This window comes from Kitasatospora fiedleri, from assembly GCF_948472415.1.
GTDB lineage: Bacteria > Actinomycetota > Actinomycetes > Streptomycetales > Streptomycetaceae > Kitasatospora > Kitasatospora fiedleri.
This window is the reverse complement of sequence record NZ_OX419519.1, coordinates 4990112-5010855: the sequence shown is the minus strand read 5'-3', so window position 1 is coordinate 5010855 and position 20744 is coordinate 4990112. Positions and strand designations below refer to the sequence as shown.

Below are 20744 nucleotides of genomic sequence, written 5' to 3'. Positions count from 1 at the left end.
CGGTCAACCGCTCTGCGAGGGCGTGCCCGTCGCCGGGGGGCTGGTGGGCGGCGAGGAGCTGGGCGACGGGGAGGGCGAGGAGGAGGCGGACGGCGCCGGGCTGGTGCCCGTACCGCCGGTGCCGCCCGGGCCGCCGGTGCCACCCGTGCCGCCGCCGGAGCCGGTGCCCCCGCCGGAGCCGGAACCGCCGCCCGTGCCGCCACCGGTCGTCCCGCCGGTGGTCCCGCCCGCGTTGCCGCCGGTGCCGGTGCCCGGCTTGGTCGTGGTGGCCGTCGGGCTCGGGGTGCTGCCGGGCCGGTGGGTGGCCGACGGGCTGGTGGTGGCCGGGCCGCCGGTGGAGGGCGACGGGCTCTCGCTCGGGCTGCCCGGGTCCGTCGCGGACGGGCTCTCGCTGCCGGACGGCGCGGGCGCGGGGGAGCTGCTGGGGCGGGGGGAGGTGGTGGGGTCGAGCGGGGGCAGGTCGTCCGCGGAGTTGCCGGTGCGGTCGCCTCCGGGGTGGTCGTCCCCGCCGGCGGCGACGCCGATCGCGGTGCCGAGGACGCCGAGCGCCATCACGGCGGCGCCGGCCAGCAGGACGGTCTTGCGGGCGCCGCGCGGGGCCCGCTTGCGCAGCCGGCCGGGCACCACCTGGGCGATCGCCCGGATGGCGCGGCGGCGGCGGGCGGGTTCGCTGTCGGGGCCGGCGGTGAGTGCGGCGGTCTCCTCCAGCCGGACCAGGTCGAGCATCCGGCGGGCGGCGGCCCCGCCGCGCTGTTCGCCCGCGGCGGCGCGCAGCGCGATCGCCGCCTCCAGTTCGGCGGCGGCCCGCTGGGGGCTGCCCGCGCAGAGCGCGTACACGCCCAACTCGTGGTGGAACCAGCCCTGTTCGGCGGGCGCGCCGAGCATCCTGGCGGCTTCCAGGCCGAGGTGCAGGGCGCGTTCCCAGGCGCCCCAGCGCAGCGACAGCGCGAGCGCGGGGGCGGCGGCCCGGGCCAGCCGGAGCACCTCGGCGGGGCGGTCGGCGTCGCGTTCGGCGAGCAGCACGGCGAGGATCACCTCGGCCTCGGCGGCGACCTGCCGGGTGGAGACCGAGGCGTGGCCGACCCACCAGGCGAGGTGTTCGGCGGCGCCGTGCGCGATCCCGCCGGGGGCGAACGGCGCGGGCAGGCCGTTGCCGTCGTCCTCGACCTCGGGCAGCAGCGCGTCGAGCACGCCCTCGGTGAGGCGGTGGTGGCCGCCGACGGAGACCGCCAGTCCGGTTTCGACGAGTTCCTGCAGGGCGCTCTCGCCGAGGCCGACGTCGACCAGGGCGGGCAGGTGCGGCGCGGTCGGGCACTCCCCGCCGAGGGCGAGCGCGAGGCGCAGCACCAGCCGGGCCGACTCGCTCAGCCCCTGGACCAGGCGGCGGGCCGGGGCGGCGCTCTCCCCCACCGAGGGCAGCGGCACCTGGCGGCGCAGTTCGCGTTCCAACTCGGCCGGATCGCGGGGCAGTTCGTACTCGTGGACGGAGCCGAACACGCTCCGCCGGTCCTCCTGCGCGGCGATCAGCGCGTCCACCGTGACGTCGCGCTGGCGCAGCAGCGCGGCGGCCCGGACGAAGCGCAGCGGCAGGCCCTCGGACTCGAACCAGAGGTCCACCGCCCAGGCCCGTTCGGCCTCGTCCAGGGGGCGTCCGGCCAGTCGGGCGGCGAGGGTCAGGCAGGCGGGGCGGGACAGGCCGGCCACCAGGTGGTCGCGCAGCCGGGAGCCGGGGGGCGCGGGCGGGGTGTCGGGGAGGGTGGCCAGCAGGAACGCGCACTCGGGGGCGAAGGCGAGCAGTTCCTCCAGTTCCTCGCCGGACGGCTCGACGTCGTCGATCACCACCACCGCGGCGACGCCGGCCAGCAGTTCGGCCAGCTGTTCGCGGTCCGGGCGGAAGTCGGGGGCCTGGTGGGTGGCGGCGAACAGGTCCTGGAGCAGGTCGGCGGTGGTGCGCCGGTAGCCGCTCAGCCGTACCACGCCGTCCGGGGCGAGTTCCCCGGCCGCCTCGGCGACGGCCGCGAGCAGCGCGGAGCGGCCCGAGCCGGCCTGGCCGAGCAGTTGCACCGACCGTCCGGCCCGGAGCTGTTCCAGCAGGGCGGCGATGTCGGCGTCGCGGTCCAGCAGCCGCAGGTCGCCGGGGCCGGCGCCCAGGGCGAGCGGGCCGACGGCCGGGCTGGGGCCGAGCTCCGGCCGGGCCTGCACGAGGCCGCGAATCCGGCGGGGCTGCGGCATCCACTCGTCCGGGCAGTGCCGGGCCTCGGAGCCCTCCGGGCCGCCGACCACCACCAGCCGTTCACCGCTGACCAGTTCCCCGCTGCGCGGGCGCACCCCGTCCCCCCGGAACTCCCCGCTCGGCTGACCCACGTCGCTGCTCCCCGCCACTCGGACACCTGAGCGGAGACTTTCCCACATGGACACGACGGGTCACCACACAGGGGTGGTTCCGGCGCCGAGCCGTCCGCACACGAACCCGGCCGTGCGCCGTCCGCCTCCCGCCGCCGGCCCGGGCGCCGAACGCGCGTGGGCCGGGCGCGGGCTAGCCGAGCGCGGGGAGCGTCGTCCCGCAGGGGTCCTGCACCGCTCCCTCGACCGCCAGGATGCGGTGCAGCCGGGTCGCCACCAGCAGGCGCTGCAACTGGACCGGCACTTCCCGGAGCACCAGCCGCCGCCCGACCCGGCCGGCCCGGCGGTGGGTGCCCATGATGACGCCGAGCCCGGTGGCGTCCCAGAACTCCAGGCGTCCGAGGTCGAGGACCAGGTCTCCCTCGCCGCCGTCGACGGCGGCGTGCAGCAGTGCCCTGGCGTCGGCGGCGCTGCGCACGTCGAGCCGCCCTTCGATGGCCAGTCCGGTGTGGTCGCCGGTGATGCGCATGCTGTCCTCCTCCTCGGCCGTCCGCCGGGCGTCCGCTCCACGGTGCCGCCCGCACCTCGGGGAACGTCCGTGCTCCACGGGGCCGTGTCCGCGCACCGGCCCCTTCTGAATCTGACGGTGAACCAGTTCCGCAGGTTGCTGTCACCCGCCGGACTGCCCCTCAACTTCACCCGTCCGAGGGAATATACGCAGGAACACCTCACACCTACGCTCGATTGCCGCCCAAATCACCCGTCTGCGGGCGGACCGTGAGCAAACTCACCCAGCCGCCCAGAACGTCCCGCACCCGGGCAGTACGGACCGACCGCGGGAGCGGCAGCGCTCTCGCCGGACTCTAGTGGGAGCGCGCCCGCCGTGGTGCGTTCCGGCAGTGTGATCTGCGCCGGGACGGGTGTGATCTGTGCCCCTCGCGCCCCGCCCCCGGCCGCGTCCCGCCCTCACCGCTCCCCCGGGCCGGGCACCCCCGGCTCCCGGGCGAGGATCGCCGCCTGCACCCGGCTGCGCAGGCCGAGCTTGGCCAGTGTCCGGCTGACGTGCGTCTTGGTGGTGGCCTCGGCGGTGTGCAGCCGGGCGGCGATCTCGGCGTTGGACAGGCCCGCCCCGAGGCGGCCCAGCACCTCCCGCTCCCGGGGCGTCAGCTCCGCCGGCTCCGCGGCGCCCGCCGGAGCCGCCGGGCCGGGCCCGCCCGGCCGGGCGAAGAAGGCGATCAGCCGCCGGGTGACGGACGGCGCGAGCATCCCGTCGCCGCGGGCCACCGCCCGGACGCCGTCGACCAGCGCCTCGGCCTCCAGGTCCTTGAGCAGGAACCCGGCGGCGCCGGCCCGCAGCGCGCCCCACAGGTACTCGTCCAGGTCGAAGGTGGTGAGCACCAGCACCTGCCCGGCCCCGGCGGCGACCACCCGCCGGGTCGCCGCGACGCCGTCCAGCCGGGGCATCCGGACGTCCATCAGCACCACGTCGGGCCGCAGTTCCAGGGCCAGCCGGACGGCCTGCTCGCCGTCGGCGGCCTCGCCGACCACCTCCAGGTCGTCCTCCGCGCGCAGGATCATCACCAGCGCCGCCCGCACCGCCGCCTGGTCCTCGGCCACCAGCACCCGGATCACGCCCGCTCCCCGCCCGCCGTCCGCGGCAGCACCGCCCGCACCGCCCACCGCTCCCCCTCCGGCCCGGCGGCGAACCGGCCGCCGAGCAGCTGGGCCCGCTCGCCCATGCCGACCAGCCCGGCCCTCGCCCCGGGCACCGGCCGGCCCGCCCCGGCCCGGTACGCGGACTCCACCGAGATCGCCAACTCCCGCTCCCCGTACCGGATCTCCAGCCGCACTGGGCCGGGCGCGGCATGCTTGACCGCGTTGGTCAGCGACTCCTGGACGATCCGGTACGCGGCGAGCTCCAGCGGCGCGGACAGCTCGCCGCGCTCGCCCAGCTCCCGCACCTCGAACCGCAGCCCGGCCGCCCGACCGGCCGCCCGGGCCTGCTCCAGCAGCACGTCCACCGCGGCCAACCCCGGTGCCACGGACGGCTCTTCGGGCCCGCTCCCGCGCAGCAGGCCGATCATCCGGCGCATCTCGGCCAGCCCCTGGACGCTGTTCTCCCGGATCACCGCCAGCGCCTGCACCAGCGGCTCGTCCGCCGCGCGCCGCTGACGGCGCGCCACCGCCTGCGCGCCGGTCGCGTGGATGGCGATCGCCGACAGGTGGTTGGCGATCACGTCGTGCAGCTCGCGGGCCATCCGGGCGCGCTCCGCGGCCACCGCGCCGCGCCGGTCCAACTCGGCCAGCAGCGCGGTCTGTTCGGCCCGCAGCCACGCGGCCTCGGCGCGGTCCCGGTGGCGGCGCAGCAGGTCGGCCGTCCAGACCGGGGCCAGGAAGACCAGCCCGCAGAACACCGCGACCAGCAGCGCCCCCGGGCACCGACCCGTACCGCCAGACCAGCCCGGAGAGCACCAACGTGGCGGCGGCGCCGGTCAGTTGCAGCACCTTGCTCATCCGGACCGGGCCGTACGGGGCCGCCGCGTACAGCAGGTCGGTGTACATCAGCAGGGTGGCCGTCAGCGAGCCCAGGTACACCCCGGCGCCGAACAGCGCGCCGCCCAGGCAGACCGTCCAGACCGGCCGCCGGCGGCGCACCGTCTCCAGCGCCGCCATCGCCACCAGCGGCAGCGCCACCGCCCACCCCGGCAGCCCGGGCCGGGCCTCGTAGGCGCCGAACGCGAGCAGCAGCAGGCCGCCGAGCAGCCCGGCGGCGGCGATGACCAGGTCCTCCTGGCGGGCGGTGAGCCTCACGGGCACCATCCCAGCACTCCTTCCGACCCGCCGGAACGACCGGTCGGACGACCAGCCGTCCGACGAAAGTCGCACACCGGTGTCGGCTGGCCGGACGATGACCGGGCGTCCGGGGCGCGACAGGATCGCAGCATGGTTTCCCTGATCGTCGCCGGTGGGATCGGCTTCTGGGTGGTGCTGGCGGCCGGGCTGCCGGCCCGGTACGCGCTGCGCCTGCGCCGGACGGGCGCGGTGCTGCTGACGCTGCTCCCGCTGGTCGACCTGGTGATCCTCGGCGCGACCGTCGCGGACCTGCGCGGCGGCGCCACCGCCGACCGGACGCACGGCCTGGCCGCCGCGTACGTCGGTTTCTCGCTCGCCTACGGCCGCCGCCTGGTCCGCTGGGCGGACGGGCACGCCGCGCACCGCCTGGCCGGCGGCCCGAAGCCCGCCGGGACGCCCCGGTACGGTGCGCCGCGGGCCCGCTACGAGTGGGGCGTGTGCGCGCTGACGCTGCTGGCCGCGGTGGTCACGGTGGCACTGGTCGCGGCCGTGCGGTGGCTGGTCGGCGACGACGCCCGCACCGCGGCGCTGGGCTCCTGGTACCCGCGGATGGGCCTGGTGGTCGGCGTCAACCTGCTGATCGCGGCCGGTTACACGGTCTTCCCCCAGCGGGAGAAGTGACCCGCCACCGGGTGGGGTCAGCGATTCTCGCCGGGCACCCAGAGCACGTCGCCGCGCTCCTTGTTGGCGGTGCGGGCCAGGATGAACAGCAGGTCGGACAGCCGGTTGAGGTACTTCGCGGTCAGCGGGTTGACGCCCTCGCCGTACGCCTCGATCGCCGCCCAGGTCGACCGCTCGGCCCGCCGCACCACGGTGCACGCCAGGTGCAGGTGGGCCGCGCCGGGCGTGCCGCCGGGGAGGATGAAGCTGCGCAGCTTCTCCAGCTCGGCGAGGAAGCGGTCGCAGTCGCCCTCCAACCGGTCGACGTACGACTGCTCGACCCGCAGCGGCGGGTACTTGGGGTCCTCGACGACCGGGGTGGCCAGGTCCGCGCCGACGTCGAACAGGTCGTTCTGGACCCGGGTCAGCACCGTGACCAGTTCCTCGTCCAACTGCCCGGCGGCCAGCGCCACGCCGAGCGCCGCGTTGGCCTCGTTGGTGTCCGCGTACGCGATCAGCCGGGGGTCGGTCTTGGTGGTCCGGCTCATGTCGCCGAGTGCGGTCGTGCCGTCGTCCCCGGTCCGGGTGTAGATGCGCGTCAGGTTCACCATGCCCGCAGCCTAGCGCGCGGGTTCACGGCCGTTAACAGCGCCTCACCAGGCGATGTTGACCCGTCCCCCCACCAGCGGGCCCGTCGCTACGCGACGTTGACCCGTCCCCCAGCCTCCGGCCGGGGGTGCCCCCACCAGCGGGCCCGTCGCTACGCGACGTTGACCCGCTGTCCGGGCGGCGCCGCCTCCAGCCAGGCCAGGAAGCCGGTCAGCGCGTCGTCGCTCATCGCCAGCTCCAGCGGGGCGCCCTTGTGCAGGCAGCGCAGCACCACCGAGCCCGAGAGCAGGGCGAGTTCCTCCTGGCCCTGCGGGTAGCGCCGGCCCAGCACCTCGATCTCGGTGCGCGGCAGCACCGGCGCGGCCGGGGGGGCGTAGGAGAAGACCCGGAACCACTCGATCGAGTCGCCGCTGTAGCGGCCGATACCAAAAACCCACCCCTTGCCGTCGGTCTGCGGGACCGGGGCGGAGGTGGGTTGGCCGTTCTCGTCGAGATCCGGCTGCGTGGAGGCGTCGGCCGGCATTTTCAACCGGTAGGAGCAGTCGAAGGTGCCGCCCACCCGCTGGATGAGGCGGCGGCGCACCGCGAAGCCGACCAGCCCGGCGATGGCCAGGACCACCACCACCGCGCACACCACAAGGGCGAGGACCATGCTCACCTACCTCCTCGCTGCTTCCCCGTGGCGGCCGACCCACGGCCGCTCATTCCTACCAACTGATACGACAGTCCCGGGGTCACGCTCCAGGCGTCCCCGGGACCGTCGCTGAGACCAGGCTCAGTGGTGCGCCTTCAACCCGCCGGCGGCGAGCAGGCGGACTTCGGCGCGGCGCTCGGCGTGCGAGTCGGCCTCGGTCTTGGCGTTCTCCAGCGCCCGCTCGGCCCGGGCGACGTCGATCTCGTCGGCCAGCTCGGCGATCTCGGCGAGGATCGACAGCTTGTTGTCGGCGAACGAGAGGAAGCCGCCGTGCACCGCGGCCACGACAGTGCCCTGGTCGGCGGTGCGGATGGTGACCGGGCCGGTCTCCAGCACGCTCAGCACCGGGGTGTGGCCGGGCATGATGCCGGTGTCACCGGAGGCCGTACGGGCGACGACGATGGTGGCCGCACCGGACCACACCTTGCGGTCGGCTGCGACCAGCTCGACGTGCAGCTCAGCCAACGTGGGCTCCTTGGCTCTTGCCGGCCATCGGACGCCCGGGCGAACGGGCGGCGATCTCGGCAGTTTCGGTAAGAATAACGGTCACGCGCCCCCGGAACGAAACCAGGGGCCCGTAAATGACCGGGATCACAGCAGATCCAGCGGTGAGGGGTGGCCCCCGACGAGAGCCGGGGACCACCCCTCAACGGTTCGGTCTGCCGTGCAACCGGCCTGCGGTTACTTCTTCAGCAGCTCGGCGGCGTTGCGCTCGAGGTCGTCGATGCCACCGCACATGAAGAACGCCTGCTCCGGAACGTGGTCGTACTTGCCGTCCGCGATCGCGTTGAAGGCCTCGATGGTCTCCGACAGCGGCACGGTCGAACCGTCCACACCGGTGAACTGCTTCGCCACGTAGGTGTTCTGCGAGAGGAAGCGCTCGATGCGGCGGGCCCGCTGCACCGTGATCTTGTCCTCCTCGGACAGCTCGTCGATGCCGAGGATCGCGATGATGTCCTGGAGGTCCTTGTACTTCTGCAGGATCCCCTTGATGCGGACGGCCGTGTCGTAGTGGAGCTGCGTGATGTACCGCGGGTCGAGGATGCGGGACGTGGAGTCCAGCGGGTCGACGGCCGGGTAGATGCCCTTCTCCGAGATCGGGCGCGACAGCACGGTGGTCGCGTCCAGGTGGGCGAAGGTGGTGGCCGGCGCCGGGTCGGTCAGGTCGTCCGCGGGGACGTAGATCGCCTGCATCGAGGTGATCGAGTGACCGCGGGTCGAGGTGATGCGCTCCTGGAGGAGGCCCATCTCGTCGGCCAGGTTCGGCTGGTAGCCCACCGCGGAGGGCATGCGGCCGAGCAGGGTCGACACCTCGGAACCGGCCTGGGTGAACCGGAAGATGTTGTCGATGAAGAGGAGCACGTCCTGCTTCTCGACGTCGCGGAAGTACTCCGCCATGGTCAGCGCGGAGAGCGCGACCCGCAGGCGGGTGCCCGGCGGCTCGTCCATCTGGCCGAAGACCAGCGCGGTCTTGTCCAGGACGCCCGAGTCGACCATCTCGTCGATGAGGTCGTTGCCCTCACGGGTGCGCTCGCCGACACCGGCGAACACCGACACACCACCGAAGTTCTCGGCGACGCGGTAGATCATCTCCTGGATGAGCACGGTCTTGCCGACGCCGGCGCCACCGAACAGGCCGATCTTGCCACCGGTGACGTACGGGGTGAGCAGGTCGATGACCTTGATGCCGGTCTCGAACATCTCGGTCTTGGACTCGAGCTCGGAGAAGTTCGGGGCCTTGCGGTGGATCGGCCACTTGACCTCGACCTGGGCGTCGAACTCGGCCTTGTCGACGTTCAGCACCTCACCGAGGGCGTTGAACACCTTGCCCTTGGTGATCTGGCCGACCGGGACGGAGATCGCCGAACCGGTGTCGGTGACCTGCGAGCCGCGGACCAGGCCGTCGGTCGGCTGCATCGAGATGCCGCGGACCAGGCCGTCGCCGAGGTGCTGGGCGACCTCGAGGGTCAGGGTCTTGCGGCCCGTGCCGTCGGGGTTGTCCACCTCGACGTGCAGGGCGTTGAACATGTCGGGAATCGCGTCGACGGGGAACTCCACGTCGACGACCGGGCCGATGACCCGGGCGACGCGGCCCGTGGCCAGTCCGGCGCCCGTCGGCTCAACAGTGGTGGTCATACTCATTCGCTCCCGCGGCTAGCGTCGGCGAGGGCGTTGGCACCGCCGACGATCTCGCTGATTTCCTGGGTGATCTCGGCCTGTCGGGCCGAGTTGGCAAGCCGCGTGAGCGACTTGATGAGCTCGCCGGCGTTGTCCGTCGCGCTCTTCATCGCGCGGCGGCGGGCGGCGTGCTCGGAAGCGGCCGACTGCAGCAGCGCGTTGTAGATCCGGCTCTCGACGTACCGCGGCAGCAGCGCGTCGAGGACGCCCTCCGCCGACGGTTCGAAGTCGTAGAGCGGGAAGATCTGGTCCTTGGCCGGCGTCGCGTCGCTGAGCTCGACCTCGTCGAGCCGCAGCGGCAGCAGGCGCCGGTCGATGGCGTTCTGCGTCAGCATCGACACGAACTCGGTCGACACCAGGTGCAGCTCGTCCACGCCGCCGGTCTCCGCGGTGAAGGCCTCGATCAGGTCCGCCGCGACCGTCTTGGCGTCTCCGTAGGTCGGCTTGTCGGAGAAGCCGGTCCAGGAGTTCGCCACCGCCAGGTTGCGGAAGCCGTAGTAGCCCACGCCCTTGCGGCCGACGATGTACGTGACCACGTCCTTGCCCTCTTCGCGGAGGCGGGCGGCGAGCGCCAGCGACTGCTTGATGGCGTTGGTCGAGTAGCCGCCCGCCAGGCCGCGGTCCGCCGTGATCAGCAGGACGGCGGCGCGCGAGGCGTTCGGGTTCTCGGTGGTCAGCGGGTGCTTCGCGGTGGACCGGGTGGCCACCGCGGTCACCGCGCGGGTGAGCTCGTCGGCGTACGGAGTGGAGGCGGCCACCGCGCGCTGCGCCTTGACGATGCGCGACGCGGAGATCATCTCCATCGCCTTGGTGATCTTCTTCGTCGCGGTGACGGAGCGGATGCGGCGCTTGTAGACCCGAAGCTGTGCTCCCATTGGGTCGTTACGTCCTTTCCCTCGCTACCGGACTCAGGCCTGCTCGGAGAGCAGCTTGCCGTCAGCCGTGGTGAAGCCCTGCTTGAAGGACGTGATCGCGGCGGTCAGCGCGTCGATCGTGCCGTCCTCCAGCTTCTGGGTCTCGGCGATGCCGGTCAGGATGCCCTTGTGCTCCAGGCGCAGGTTGTCCAGGAACTCGCGCTCGAAGCGGCGGATCTCCGCCACCGGGACGTCGTCCAGCTTGCCGGTGGTGCCGGCCCAGATGGAGACGACCTGCTCCTCGACCGGGAACGGCTGGTACTGGCCCTGCTTCAGCAGCTCGACCATGCGCGCACCGCGCTCCAGCTGGGCCTTGGAGGCCGCGTCCAGGTCGGAACCGAAGGCGGCGAACGCCTCCAGCTCGCGGTACTGGGCGAGGTCCAGGCGCAGGCGGCCGGCGACCGACTTCATGGCCTTGATCTGGGCGGAGCCACCGACGCGGGAGACCGAGATGCCGACGTTCACGGCCGGGCGGATGCCGGCGTTGAACAGGTCGGACTCCAGGAAGCACTGGCCGTCGGTGATCGAGATGACGTTGGTCGGGATGTACGCCGAGACGTCGTTGGCCTTGGTCTCGATGATCGGCAGACCGGTCATCGAGCCGCCGCCGAGGGCGTCGTTCAGCTTGGCGCAGCGCTCCAGCAGGCGGGAGTGCAGGTAGAAGACGTCGCCCGGGTACGCCTCGCGGCCCGGCGGGCGGCGCAGCAGCAGGGAGACGGAGCGGTAGGCCTCGGCCTGCTTCGACAGGTCGTCGAAGACGATGAGGACGTGCTTGCCGTCGTACATCCACTCCTGGCCGATGGCCGAACCGGTGTACGGGGCGAGGTACTTGAAGCCGGCCGGGTCGGAGGCGGGAGCGGCCACGATGGTGGTGTACTCCAGCGCGCCGGCCTCCTCCAGGGCGCCGCGGACGGACGCGATGGTGGAGCCCTTCTGGCCCACGGCGACGTAGATGCAGCGGACCTGCTTCTCCGGGTCGCCCGAGCGCCAGTTGTCGCGCTGGTTGATGATCGTGTCGACGGCGACGGCGGTCTTGCCGGTCTGGCGGTCACCGATGATCAGCTGGCGCTGGCCGCGGCCGATCGGGGTCATCGCGTCGATCGCCTTGATGCCGGTCTGCAGCGGCTGCTTGACCGACTTGCGGGCCATGACGCCGGGGGCCTGCAGCTCCAGGGCGCGGCGGCCGGTGGCGGTGATCTCGCCCAGGCCGTCGATCGGGTTGCCCAGCGGGTCCACGACGCGGCCGAGGTAGTTGTCGCCGACCGGGACGGAGAGGACCTCGCCGGTGCGCTGCACCGTCTGGCCCTCCTCGATGCCCGAGAACTCACCGAGGACGACGACACCGATCTCGCGGGTGTCGAGGTTCAGCGCGAGGCCGAGGGTGCCGTCCTCGAACTTCAGCAGCTCGTTGGCCATGACCGAGGGCAGGCCCTCGACCTTGGCGATACCGTCCATGGCCTCGGTGACCGTGCCGACCTCTTCACGCGAGGCCGCGTCCGGCTGGTACGACTGGACAAAGTCGGCCAGCGCGTCCCGGATCTCCTCCGGACGGATCGTAAGCTCCGCCATCAGGCTTCCCTGCTCTCCTAGTTTGCGATCCTCGGCCCGCCATTGAGGGCCGCAAGTGCTCGACTCTCGGCCGGGTCGGGTGAACCGGCCGTACGTTTTGCCGGCCCACCTGGTGTGGACCGACGCCCGACCGAGGGTCGGATAGTGCTGGTGCTCAGCCTTCGAGGCCCTGGCGAGCGCCTTCGAGGCGGCTCGACACGGTGCCGTCGATGATCTCGTCGCCGATCTGCACCCGGACACCGCCCTGGACCGAGGGGTCCACGTCGATGTTCAGGTGGACCTGCCGCCCGTAGAGACCGGCCAGCGCGGCGGCGAGGCGGTCCTTCTGGCGGTCGGACAGCGGGATCGCGGTGGTGACCAGGGCCACCACGCGGCCCCGCCGGGAGGCGGCGAGCTTGGAGTAGGTCTCCAGGCCACCTTCCAGGCTACGGCCCCGGGGGGCGGTGACCAGGCTGGTGACCAGGCGGACGGTGCCCGCGTTGGCGCGGCCGCCGAGGAGCTTGCGCACCAGCGCGGCCTTGGCGGCGGCGTCGGCCTTCGGCTCGGTCAGCGCGGCGCGCAGCTCGTGCGAGCCCGCCACCACCCGGCCGAACCGGAACAGCTCGTCCTCGACGTCGTCCAGCGCGCCCGCCCGGTCGGCGGCGATGACCTCGGCGTACGCGGCGAGCTGCTCGACCGCGTCGACCAGGTCGCGCGGGCCGGACCAGCGCGAGCGGACCAGGCCGGAGACCAGGTCGACGCTCTCGCCGGAGACCTGGCCGTTCAGCAGCGCGGCGGCCAGCTGGGCCTTGTCCTGACCGGACCGGGACGGATCGGTCAGCACCCGGCGCAGCGAGACCTCGCGGTCCAGCAGCGCGGTGACGGCGGTGAGTTCCCCGGCGAGCTCGGCCGCGTCCACCGAAGTGTTGTCGGTCAGGCTCTCCAGGTTCTCGCGGCCGGCGGCGAGTGCCTCACGGCTCGCGCCGATCACTTGGACGCACCCTGGGCAGCGGTGGCCTTGGACTCCAGCTCGTCCAGGAAGCGGTCGATGACCCCGCTCTGGCGGGCGTGGTCCTCCAGGGACTCGCCGACGATGCGGGAGGCCAGCTGGGAGGCCAGCGAGCCGACGTCCTGGCGCAGGACCGCGGTGGCCTGCTTCTTGTCGGCCTCGATCTGGGCGTGGCCGGCGGCGACGATGGCCTCGCGCTGGCGCTGGCCCTCCTCGCGCATCTCGTTGATCAGGGCGGCGCCCTGCTCACGGGCGTGCTCGGTGATCCGCGCGGCCTCGTGGCGCGCCTCGGCGAGCTCGGCGCGGTACTGCTCCAGCAGGGCCTGGGCCTCGGCCTGAGCGGTCTCCGCGCGCTTCATGCCGCCTTCGATGGCGTCGCGGCGCTCTCCCAGCACCTTCTCGATGCTGGGGAGGAGCTTCTTGCCGAGGATGCCGAAGACGATGAAGAAGCAGAGCAGGCCGATGATGACCTCGGGCCACGCGGGGAGAAGAGGGTTCATCTTCTCTTCTGCCGCGAGGAGAACCTCGGGGGCCATATCAGAACCTTTCGTCGGAATTGGCTACCGGAACGTCCGGCTCAGGCGCCGTAGACGAACGGCATGACGATGCCGATCAGGGCGAGGGCCTCGGTCAGCGCGAAGCCGATGAACATGTTCGAGCGGATCAGGCCGGCAGCCTCGGGCTGACGGGCCATCGCCTGCACGCCGTTACCGAAGATCAGACCGACACCGATGCCGGGGCCGATCGCGGCGAGGCCGTAGCCGATGGAAGCGACGGAACCGGAAACCTCAGCGAGAGCGGACATCTCAGCTAATCCTTTGCGGGGATGGGATACCGGTGGGTGTTGGCCACCGGGAGTTCGGGGCGCGGCCGGGGCCGCGGGGCTCAGTGCGCCTCTTCCAGGGCACCGGCGATGTAGCTGCTGGCGAGCATCACGAAGATGTACGCCTGCAGGAACTGCACCAGCAGCTCGAAGGCGGTCAGGGCCGCGGCCACCACGAAGGACACCGAGCCGTACAGGGCGCCGATGCTGGGGCTCAGCAGGTACCACGAGGCCACCGAGAAGACGACGATCAGCAGGTGACCGGCGAACATGTTGGCGAAGGCTCGGACCGCGAGGGTGAAGGGGCGCACGAAGATGTTCGAGAAGAACTCGATCGGCACCAGGATGAACATGACCCAGCCCGGGATGCCCGACGGCCAGCAGAGGTTCTTCATGCCGCCGACGAAGCCGTGCTTCTTGAAGGTCAGCGTCATGTAGGTGATCCACACGATCGCCGCGAGCCCGACCGGGAACGCGATCCGCGACATCACCGGGAACTGGGCGAACGGGACGATGGACATGATGTTCATGATCCACACGAAGAAGAACATCGAGACCAGCATCGGGACGTACTTCTCGCCCTTCTTGCCGATCGTCTCCAGCACGATGCTCCGCTTGACGAAGTCGTACCCGATCTCGCCGACCAGCTGGAGCTTGCCCGGGAGCAGCTTCGGCTTGGCGAACGCGGCCCAGAAGAAGCCGACCACCAGCAGCGCACAGATGATCGACAGCAGCATCGGCTTGGTGAAGTCGACGCTCCCGACCGAGAAGATCGGCTTGAACTCGAACTCGTTCAGGCCGGGGGCGGGGAAGCCGCAGCCGGAGAAAAGGTGGCAACCGGCCTCGGAGGCGAGCTGGACGTCAGCACCCACCACAGACTCCTTCGTTCTGACGCATGGTTACGGCAACCTCGGTGTGTCGGCGTGGCCGTCGGCCACGGTGCGGCACTGGGACTAGTTGGATGTCTCGCTGACCCGGCGCGGCGCATATCCCCACCGCGGGATCTTCGAAAGCTTCGTGGAGCCGGGGGGCGATCCGTCCGATTCTCGGAGGGACCTGGCCGCTTCCCGTACTCCGCCGTCGGGACGGACGATAGCAGCCCGTCAGGAGGGCATAAACACCGCCCCCCTCGTGAGGGGGACGGTATGCCCCGCTCACGATTGACGCCCGGATTTCGGCTTGCCGTCGGGTTCCACGTAGAAGGTCTTGGCCTTCAGCCAGCCCCGCACCTGGAAGCCCATCCAGACGATCACCAGGCCGAGCAGCGAGAGGCCGAAGACCTTGTGGTCGAAGAAGGTGAGGTGCTTGGCCACCGCGAGCAGGACGCCGACCACCAGGATCTGAGTGGTGTAGACCAGCATCGCGACCGGCATCAGCATCTGCGGGTTGTTCCGGCCCAGCCGGTCGAGCGCGATCTGGCCGGCACCGAAGAACAGGATCACGACCACCGTCGCGAGCAGGGCACCGAGCAGCCCCTTCCCCTGGGCGACGGCGAAGGCGATCGCCATGGCGACCACTCCGGCGACCGCAGTGGGGATTGCGGCGCCACGGAGGATCCGGGCGTCGTGGGACGGCATGTCGGCAACTCCGGCGGCATGTCGGAAACGGGGGGCAGAGAACACGGGGGGTGCGCGGAACGCGCCGCGGACAGCCGCCTGGACGGCGCGTCCGTCGAGGGAGACCGACCAGGGACGGAAGTCCTCCACCTGTCAGGTCTTTCGGCGTGTTCTCGGTACTCGTGAACGGTATCACAAACTATTTGATGAGAGCTTTACCATGAAGGTGTGGTACCTGTCACACCAAGGGCGGACAAGTGCCTCCGAACGGGTGCCGCCGGACGGCCCAACGGGAGGTGACCCTCCGTCAGGAGTGCCGCTCGCCGCGCTGCCCGGTCGCCGTGGCGCCCGTCCCGAGCCGTCCCAGCAGGGCCTTGTCCTCGGCCGACAGCTCGGCCATCGCGGCCGGCTCCGCACTCTCCGCGTTCTCCGCGTTCTCGGCGCTCTGCGCGCGCTCCGCCGACCCGACCGACTCCGCCGCCGGTGCCCGGCCCGGCTCGCCGTCCCGGTAGCGGGGCGGCACGAAGGACTGGACGGCCTTGGGCGCGCGCGGCTTGAACCGCGGCATCAGCAGCACCGCGAGGCCGACCAGGCACAGGCCCGCCATGGTGAGCACCACCGCGCGGCCGGTGTGGGTGATCGACACCGCGACGGTGCCGAAGGCGATCAGCGCGGCCCAGAAGTACATGATCAGCACGGCCCGGCTGTGCGAGTGCCCGACCTCCAGCAGCCGGTGGTGCAGGTGCTGCTTGTCCGCCGCGAACGGCGACTTGCCCGCCCAGGTGCGGCGCACCACGGCCAGCAGCAGGTCGGCCAGCGGCAGCGCGATCACGGTCAGCGGCAGCAGCAGCGGGATGTAGATCGGCACCAGGGCGTGCACGGCGGTGGTCTGCGAACCGACCTGCTCGGTGATCAGGTCGGGGTCGACCCGGCCGGTGATCGAGATCGCCGCGACGGCCAGCATCAGGCCGAGCATCATCGAGCCGGAGTCGCCCATGAAGATCCGCGCCGGGTGCAGGTTGTGCGGCAGGAAGCCCAGGCACATGCCGATCAGCACCGCGGTGAACAGCGCGGCGGGCGCGGCGTCGTTGATCCCGTAGCCGAGCCAGAGCCGGTACGAGTACAGGAAGAAGGCCATCGCGGCGATGCAGACCATGCCGGCGGCCAGGCCGTCCAGGCCGTCGATGAAGTTGACCGCGTTGACCATCACGACCACCAGCACGACCGAGATCAGCATGCCCTGGGTCGGGGTGACCGGGACCGAGCCGTAGCCGGGCACCGGGATGGCGATCACCGTGATGCCCTGCCAGACCATCACGCCGGCGGCGATCATCTGCCCGCCGAGCTTCACCAGCGCGTCCACGCCCCACTTGTCGTCCAGGACGCCCAGCACGAACATGATCCCGGCCCCGGAGAGCAGCGCCTTGATGTCCGCGCTCTGCACGAACAGCCGCCCGAGGTTGGTCAGTTGGGAGGCCGCCAGCAGGCCGGCCAGCAGGCCGCCGAACATCGCGATGCCGCCGAGCCGCGGCGTGGGCTCGCGGTGCACGTCGCGCGCCCGGACGGCGGGCATCGCGCCGGCCGCGATCGCGAACTTGCGGACCGGGCTGACCAGCAGGTAGGTCACCGCCGCCGAGACGAACATGACCAGCAGATACTCACGCACCACCGGCCTCCAGGGTCGCGCTCGGACGGACGAGTACGCAGGGTACTCCCGCGCTGGTTCGGGATTCGAGGTGCGTCGCCACGGAGCACACCTTATTGACTCCGACGCCCGGGCCCCGCATCGCGGTTCTCCCCGACGGCCCCGAACCCTCCGCCGGGCGGCTCAGCCCCGCCCGGCGAAGGCCCGGGCCAGCTCCCGCACCCGGCCGCGCACCGGCTCCGGGCCGTCCCCGGCGAGCACCCGGCCGAGCAGGGCGCCGACCTCGCCGAGTTCCTCCTCGCCCATCCCCTGGGCCGCGCAGGTGCCGGTGCCCAGCCGGATGCCGGAGGTCTCGGTCGGCGGCGCCGGGTCGTACGGGACGGCGCACCGGCCGAGCAGCAACCCGGCCGCGGCGCAGCGGCGTTCGACCTCCACGCCGGTCAGGCCGAGGGCCCGGACCGAGGCGGTCACCAGGTGGGTGTCGGTGCCGCCGGTGAGCGGCCGGGCCCCGGCCGCGGCCAGCGCGGCGGCCAGCGCCCGGGCGCCGGAGACCGCCCGCCGGACGTAGCCGGTGTGGGCGGGGGTGGCGGCCTGGGCCAGCGCGACCGCCTTGGCGGCCACCTCGTGCATCGCCGCCCCGCCCTGGGTGAACGGGAAGACCGCGCGGTCGATCCGGTCCGCCAGGTCGGCGGTGCACAGCAGCAGCCCGCCGCGCGGGCCGCGCAGCAGCTTGTGGGTGGTGGCGACGGTGACGTCCGCGTAGGGCACCGGGGAGGGGGCGGCGCCGGCCGCGACCAGGCCGGCGGTCTGTCCGGCGGCGGCGATGAGGTAGGCGTCCACCTCGTCGGCGATCTCCCGGAAGGCGGCCCAGTCGACGTGCCGCGGGTAGGAGATGCCGCCGGCCACGATCGCCTTCGGGCGGTGCTCGCGGGCCAGGGCGCGGACCTGGTCGAGGTCGATCCGGCCGTCCTGCTCGCGCACCCCGTAGCCGTGGAAGCGGAACCAGCGGCCGGAGAAGTTGGCCCGCGAGCCGGCGCTGAGGTGGCCGCCGTGCTCCAACGACATGGCGAGCACCGCGTCGCCCGGCCGCAGCAGCGCGGCGTAGGCCGCCAGCATGGCCGAAGTCCCGGAGCGGGGCTGGACGTTGGCGTGCGGGGCGGCGAACAGTTCGCGGGCCCGGTCGATCGCCAGCAGCTCCACGGTGTCGGCGGGCGCGCAGCCGGTGTGGTGCCGGCGGCCCGGGTAGCCCTCGGCGTACTTGTCGGCCAGCGGGCCGGACAGCGCGGCCAGGACGGCGGGGGTGGCCAGGTTCTCCCCGGCGAGCAGTTGCAGCGAGTCCGCCCGGCGCTCGGCCTCGGCGGTGAGCAGGTCGGCGATCAGCGGGTCGGCGCTGCGCAGGGCCTCCGCGGCCTCCCAGTGGACGGATGGGGCGTCGGCGACCGTCATGGTGCGGCTCCAGGCTGCGGTGCGGGCAGGTCCTCCCAGCGTAGGTCGGCCCCCACCGCCCGGCCCGCCCGAACGCGCGGGCTTGCGCCTTTCCGGTTGCCGCCATCGCCTGCGCACGCAGTCTTCACAAATCCCCCACGGAAACTTTAGTGGAGGGCGCTCAACTCAGCGGGCCACGCCCGTCAGGGCGGTCACCACCGGGTCCAGCGCGTCGAATATCTCCTCGCCGCAGTTGCGGAACATCCCGATCGGTGCCCCGTACGGGTCCCTCAGCTCGTCGAACTCGGGTGCGGAGGCCAGCAGCCAGCCGCGCAGGGCGGCGGCCGAGCGGACCAGCGCGCGGGCGCGCTCGGTCAGCCGCGCGCCGTCCCGGGGGTCCGGCAGGGTGCGCGGGTCGACCCTTTGCACCAGACGGGTGAACTCCTTGATGGTGAAGGTGCGCAGTCCCGCCGCGTGGCCCATCGAGATGACCTGCGCCCGGTGGTCCAGGGTCGCGGTCAGCACCAGGTCGGCGTCGATCACGTGCTCGTCCAGCAGCTCCCGCCCGGCGAAGTCCGCGCTGTCCGCGCCGTACTCGCCGAGCACCGTCGCCGCGTGCGCCTCCATCGGGGCGCCCTCGTGGCCCCAGGTGCCGGCGCTCTCCACCACGATCCGGCGGCCGACCCGCACCCCGAGCCGGGAGTCCAGCTCCAGCCGGGCGAGCCGCTCGGCGATCGGCGAGCGGCAGACGTTCCCGGTGCAGACGAACAGGATGCGGAAGGTGTCCAGCGGGAGCGGCCCGGGCTCCGCGAAGGGTGCCCGGGCGCTCCGCGCTCCGTACAGGGGGGCGGCGGCGGTCAACTGCCGGCCTCCACGTCCGGAACGACCTCCCTCAGCTGCTCGACGCCGATCGCGCCCGCCCGCAGCACCACCGGTACCTTGCCGGTGACGTCGACGATGGTCGAGGGCGTGCCGTAGTCCGCCGTCCCGCCGTCCAGATAGATCGACACCGCGTCGCCGAGCTGCGCCTCGGCCTCGTCGCAGGTGGACGGGGACGGGCCGCCGGTCTTGTTGCCGGAGGAGACCGCGAGCGGGCCGGTGGCGTTCAGCAGCTCCAGCGCGACCGGGTGCAGCGGCATCCGGACCGCGACGGTGCCCCGGGTCTCGCCCAGGTCCCAGCGCAGCGAGGGCTGGTGCCGGGCCACCAGGGTCAGGCCGCCGGGCCAGAACGCGTCCACCAGTTCCCAGGCCTGCTCGGAGAAGTCGGTGACCAGCCCGTGCAGCGTGGTCGGCGAGCCGACCAGCACCGGCGAGGGCATGTTCCGGCCCCGGCCCTTGGCGTCCAGCAGGGCGGCGACCGCCTCCGGCGAGAAGGCGTCCGCGGCGATCCCGTACACCGTGTCGGTCGGCACCACCACCAGCTCACCGCGGCGGATCGCCGTGGCGGCCTCACGCAGCCCGCTCGCGCGGTCCTGGGCGTCGGAGCAGTCGTATCGGCGGCTCATCGGAGCAATCCCCTTCCGGTGGTGTCAGTGGTACTTACAGCGAAGCGCGACGCGCTGTGGTGCTGTGCCTGATGTTCACAACGACGCCCTCCGGGCTGTTGTGCTGTGCCTGATGTTCACAACGACGCCCTCCGGGCTGTTGTGCTGTGCCTGATGTTCACAACGACGCCCTCCGGGCTGTTGTGAAGCGCGGCCGGTTGTTGAGGTCCCGGTGGTCGGCGGCGTCCGTCCAGCCGCCCTCCTCGCGGAAGATCCACGGGACCTGCCCGCCCTGGGTGTCCGCGTGCTCGATCACCACCGCGCCGCCGGGCCGCAGCAGCCGGGCGGCGACGCGTTCGATGCCGCGGATGGTGTCCAGGCCGTCCTCGCCGGAGAACAGCGACAGCTGCGGGTCGTGGTCGCGGGCCTCGGGGGCCACGTACTCCCACTCGGTGAGCGGGATGTACGGCGGGTTGCTGATCACCAGGTCGAACCGGCCGTCCCAGCCGCGGTCGTCGGCGAAGGCCAGGGTGGCGTCGCCCTGGTGCAGGTGGACCCGGCCGCGGTCGGGGCTGGCCTCAACGTTGCGGCGGGTGTAGGCGAGGGCGCCCTCGTCGAGTTCGAAGGCATGCACGGTGGAGCGGGGCAGTTCCTGGGCCAGGGCCAGCGCGATCGCCCCGGAGCCGGTGCACAGGTCGACCACCAGCGGCTCGGCCACGTCCATCGCGCGGACCGCGTCTATCGCCCACTCGACCACCGACTCGGTCTCCGGCCGGGGGACGAACACCCCGGGGCCGACCTCCAGTTCGAGGTAGCGGAAGAACGCCCGCCCGGTGATGTGCTGGAGCGGCTCGCGCTGCTCGCGGCGGGAGACCGCCTCCCAGTACCGGGCGTCGAAGTCCCCGTCCGGCACGGTGTGCAGCTGGCTGCGCTTCACGCCGTGGGTGTGCGCCGCGAGCTCCTCCGCGTCGAAGCGCGGCGAGGGCACGCCGGCCGCGGCCAGGCGCTGGGTGGCCTGGGCCACCTCGGCGAGCAGCAGGTTCATACCCTCGGGCCCCTTAGC

22 protein-coding genes are annotated in these 20744 nt (G+C 72.6%); 2 read left to right on the top strand and 20 right to left on the bottom strand.

The features are described 5' to 3' along the window. Nucleotides 1–3: 3 nt before the first annotated feature. The 4 genes from QMQ26_RS23130 to QMQ26_RS23115 all read right to left on the bottom strand — a co-directional run bounded on the left by QMQ26_RS23130 (nucleotide 4) and on the right by QMQ26_RS23115 (nucleotide 4757). Nucleotides 4–2364 (bottom strand): ATP-binding protein, encoded by a 2361-nt coding sequence (locus QMQ26_RS23130; RefSeq protein WP_282202560.1) that lies wholly within the window; start codon nucleotides 2362–2364, stop codon nucleotides 4–6. Between the two features lie 172 nt (nucleotides 2365–2536). Continuing rightward, a complete protein-coding gene (locus tag QMQ26_RS23125) occupies nucleotides 2537–2872 on the bottom strand; it encodes an STAS domain-containing protein (protein WP_100836334.1) in 336 nt (111 codons plus the stop codon). 437 nt (nucleotides 2873–3309) lie between these two features. Continuing rightward, nucleotides 3310–3921, bottom strand: coding sequence for a response regulator (locus tag QMQ26_RS23120; RefSeq protein ID WP_404814196.1), 612 nt, complete (start codon nucleotides 3919–3921; stop codon nucleotides 3310–3312). A gap of 50 nt (nucleotides 3922–3971) precedes the next feature. After that, nucleotides 3972–4757: a sensor histidine kinase gene (locus QMQ26_RS23115; protein WP_282202558.1), complete on the bottom strand. Its 786-nt coding sequence runs from the start codon at nucleotides 4755–4757 to the stop codon at nucleotides 3972–3974. A gap of 140 nt (nucleotides 4758–4897) precedes the next feature. On the opposite strand from QMQ26_RS23115, the gene QMQ26_RS23110 reads away from it, so the two are divergent. Both QMQ26_RS23110 and QMQ26_RS23105 read left to right on the top strand, forming a co-directional pair. Next, on the top strand, nucleotides 4898–5071 hold the full coding sequence (locus tag QMQ26_RS23110; RefSeq protein ID WP_282202557.1) for a hypothetical protein: 174 nt from the start codon (nucleotides 4898–4900) through the stop codon (nucleotides 5069–5071). 215 nt (nucleotides 5072–5286) lie between these two features. Continuing rightward, nucleotides 5287–5817, top strand: coding sequence for a hypothetical protein (locus tag QMQ26_RS23105; protein WP_282202556.1), 531 nt, complete (start codon nucleotides 5287–5289; stop codon nucleotides 5815–5817). Between the two features lie 17 nt (nucleotides 5818–5834). On the opposite strand, the gene QMQ26_RS23100 is transcribed toward QMQ26_RS23105, so the two are convergent. The 16 genes from QMQ26_RS23100 to prmC form a co-directional block, all read right to left on the bottom strand. After that, nucleotides 5835–6407, bottom strand: coding sequence for a cob(I)yrinic acid a,c-diamide adenosyltransferase (locus QMQ26_RS23100; RefSeq protein WP_100836337.1), 573 nt, complete (start codon nucleotides 6405–6407; stop codon nucleotides 5835–5837). A 149-nt stretch (nucleotides 6408–6556) separates the two neighbouring features. Beyond that, nucleotides 6557–7057: a DUF2550 domain-containing protein gene (locus tag QMQ26_RS23095; RefSeq protein ID WP_282202555.1), complete on the bottom strand. Its 501-nt coding sequence runs from the start codon at nucleotides 7055–7057 to the stop codon at nucleotides 6557–6559. Between the two features lie 123 nt (nucleotides 7058–7180). Beyond that, a complete protein-coding gene (locus QMQ26_RS23090; RefSeq protein ID WP_282202554.1) occupies nucleotides 7181–7564 on the bottom strand; it encodes a F0F1 ATP synthase subunit epsilon in 384 nt (127 codons plus the stop codon). Nucleotides 7565–7780: 216 nt separating this feature from the next. Beyond that, complete coding sequence (atpD, locus tag QMQ26_RS23085) at nucleotides 7781–9235, bottom strand: F0F1 ATP synthase subunit beta (RefSeq protein ID WP_111554259.1); 1455 nt, start codon at nucleotides 9233–9235, stop codon at nucleotides 7781–7783. A 2-nt stretch (nucleotides 9236–9237) separates the two neighbouring features. Then, nucleotides 9238–10152, bottom strand: coding sequence for a F0F1 ATP synthase subunit gamma (locus tag QMQ26_RS23080; RefSeq protein ID WP_100836341.1), 915 nt, complete (start codon nucleotides 10150–10152; stop codon nucleotides 9238–9240). Between the two features lie 33 nt (nucleotides 10153–10185). Next, nucleotides 10186–11760: a F0F1 ATP synthase subunit alpha gene (atpA, locus tag QMQ26_RS23075; RefSeq protein ID WP_282202553.1), complete on the bottom strand. Its 1575-nt coding sequence runs from the start codon at nucleotides 11758–11760 to the stop codon at nucleotides 10186–10188. A gap of 154 nt (nucleotides 11761–11914) precedes the next feature. Continuing rightward, nucleotides 11915–12730: a F0F1 ATP synthase subunit delta gene (locus QMQ26_RS23070; protein ID WP_100836343.1), complete on the bottom strand. Its 816-nt coding sequence runs from the start codon at nucleotides 12728–12730 to the stop codon at nucleotides 11915–11917. After that, nucleotides 12727–13284, bottom strand: coding sequence for a F0F1 ATP synthase subunit B (locus tag QMQ26_RS23065; RefSeq protein ID WP_100836344.1), 558 nt, complete (start codon nucleotides 13282–13284; stop codon nucleotides 12727–12729). The genes QMQ26_RS23070 and QMQ26_RS23065 overlap by 4 nt, the downstream gene beginning before the upstream one ends. Nucleotides 13285–13325: 41 nt before the next feature. Next, on the bottom strand, nucleotides 13326–13553 hold the full coding sequence (gene atpE / locus QMQ26_RS23060) for an ATP synthase F0 subunit C (protein ID WP_100836345.1): 228 nt from the start codon (nucleotides 13551–13553) through the stop codon (nucleotides 13326–13328). Between the two features lie 80 nt (nucleotides 13554–13633). After that, a complete protein-coding gene (gene atpB, locus QMQ26_RS23055; protein ID WP_370447609.1) occupies nucleotides 13634–14446 on the bottom strand; it encodes a F0F1 ATP synthase subunit A in 813 nt (270 codons plus the stop codon). A 279-nt stretch (nucleotides 14447–14725) separates the two neighbouring features. Beyond that, entirely contained in the window at nucleotides 14726–15079 is a 354-nt protein-coding gene (locus tag QMQ26_RS23050; protein ID WP_282202552.1) for a hypothetical protein, read from the bottom strand. A 355-nt stretch (nucleotides 15080–15434) separates the two neighbouring features. Then, the gene (locus tag QMQ26_RS23045; RefSeq protein ID WP_282202551.1) at nucleotides 15435–16793 is read right to left on the bottom strand and encodes an MraY family glycosyltransferase; all 1359 of its coding nucleotides are present in this window, start codon (nucleotides 16791–16793) and stop codon (nucleotides 15435–15437) included. Between the two features lie 162 nt (nucleotides 16794–16955). Then, nucleotides 16956–18218 (bottom strand): serine hydroxymethyltransferase, encoded by a 1263-nt coding sequence (locus QMQ26_RS23040; RefSeq protein WP_282202550.1) that lies wholly within the window; start codon nucleotides 18216–18218, stop codon nucleotides 16956–16958. A 165-nt stretch (nucleotides 18219–18383) separates the two neighbouring features. Next, nucleotides 18384–19040 carry an arsenate reductase/protein-tyrosine-phosphatase family protein gene (locus QMQ26_RS23035; RefSeq protein ID WP_100838495.1) on the bottom strand — a complete coding sequence of 219 codons (657 nt, stop codon included), beginning with the start codon at nucleotides 19038–19040 and terminating at the stop codon, nucleotides 18384–18386. Nucleotides 19041–19054: 14 nt separating this feature from the next. After that, a complete protein-coding gene (locus QMQ26_RS23030; RefSeq protein ID WP_100836350.1) occupies nucleotides 19055–19702 on the bottom strand; it encodes an L-threonylcarbamoyladenylate synthase in 648 nt (215 codons plus the stop codon). Nucleotides 19703–19859: 157 nt separating this feature from the next. Then, entirely contained in the window at nucleotides 19860–20726 is an 867-nt protein-coding gene (gene prmC / locus QMQ26_RS23025) for a peptide chain release factor N(5)-glutamine methyltransferase (RefSeq protein WP_100836351.1), read from the bottom strand. Nucleotides 20727–20744 lie beyond the last annotated feature (18 nt).

Excerpts from the sequence above, each read along its gene's own strand:
- QMQ26_RS23040 (WP_282202550.1), bottom strand. The coding sequence starts at position 18,218 with ATGACGGTCGCCGACGCCCCATCCGTCCACTGGGAGGCCGCGGAGGCC.
- QMQ26_RS23080 (WP_100836341.1), bottom strand. The coding sequence starts at position 10,152 with ATGGGAGCACAGCTTCGGGTCTACAAGCGCCGCATCCGCTCCGTCACC.
- atpE (WP_100836345.1), bottom strand. The coding sequence starts at position 13,553 with ATGTCCGCTCTCGCTGAGGTTTCCGGTTCCGTCGCTTCCATCGGCTAC.
- QMQ26_RS23030 (WP_100836350.1), bottom strand. The coding sequence starts at position 19,702 with ATGAGCCGCCGATACGACTGCTCCGACGCCCAGGACCGCGCGAGCGGG.
- atpA (WP_282202553.1), bottom strand. The coding sequence starts at position 11,760 with ATGGCGGAGCTTACGATCCGTCCGGAGGAGATCCGGGACGCGCTGGCC.
- QMQ26_RS23105 (WP_282202556.1), top strand. The coding sequence starts at position 5,287 with ATGGTTTCCCTGATCGTCGCCGGTGGGATCGGCTTCTGGGTGGTGCTG.
- QMQ26_RS23120 (WP_404814196.1), bottom strand. The coding sequence starts at position 3,921 with ATGATCCTGCGCGCGGAGGACGACCTGGAGGTGGTCGGCGAGGCCGCC.
- atpD (WP_111554259.1), bottom strand. The coding sequence starts at position 9,235 with ATGACCACCACTGTTGAGCCGACGGGCGCCGGACTGGCCACGGGCCGC.
- QMQ26_RS23050 (WP_282202552.1), bottom strand. The coding sequence starts at position 15,079 with ATGGCGATCGCCTTCGCCGTCGCCCAGGGGAAGGGGCTGCTCGGTGCC.
- prmC (WP_100836351.1), bottom strand. The coding sequence starts at position 20,726 with ATGAACCTGCTGCTCGCCGAGGTGGCCCAGGCCACCCAGCGCCTGGCC.
- QMQ26_RS23095 (WP_282202555.1), bottom strand. The coding sequence starts at position 7,057 with ATGGTCCTCGCCCTTGTGGTGTGCGCGGTGGTGGTGGTCCTGGCCATC.
- QMQ26_RS23100 (WP_100836337.1), bottom strand. The coding sequence starts at position 6,407 with ATGGTGAACCTGACGCGCATCTACACCCGGACCGGGGACGACGGCACG.
- QMQ26_RS23125 (WP_100836334.1), bottom strand. The coding sequence starts at position 2,872 with ATGCGCATCACCGGCGACCACACCGGACTGGCCATCGAAGGGCGGCTC.
- QMQ26_RS23065 (WP_100836344.1), bottom strand. The coding sequence starts at position 13,284 with ATGGCCCCCGAGGTTCTCCTCGCGGCAGAAGAGAAGATGAACCCTCTT.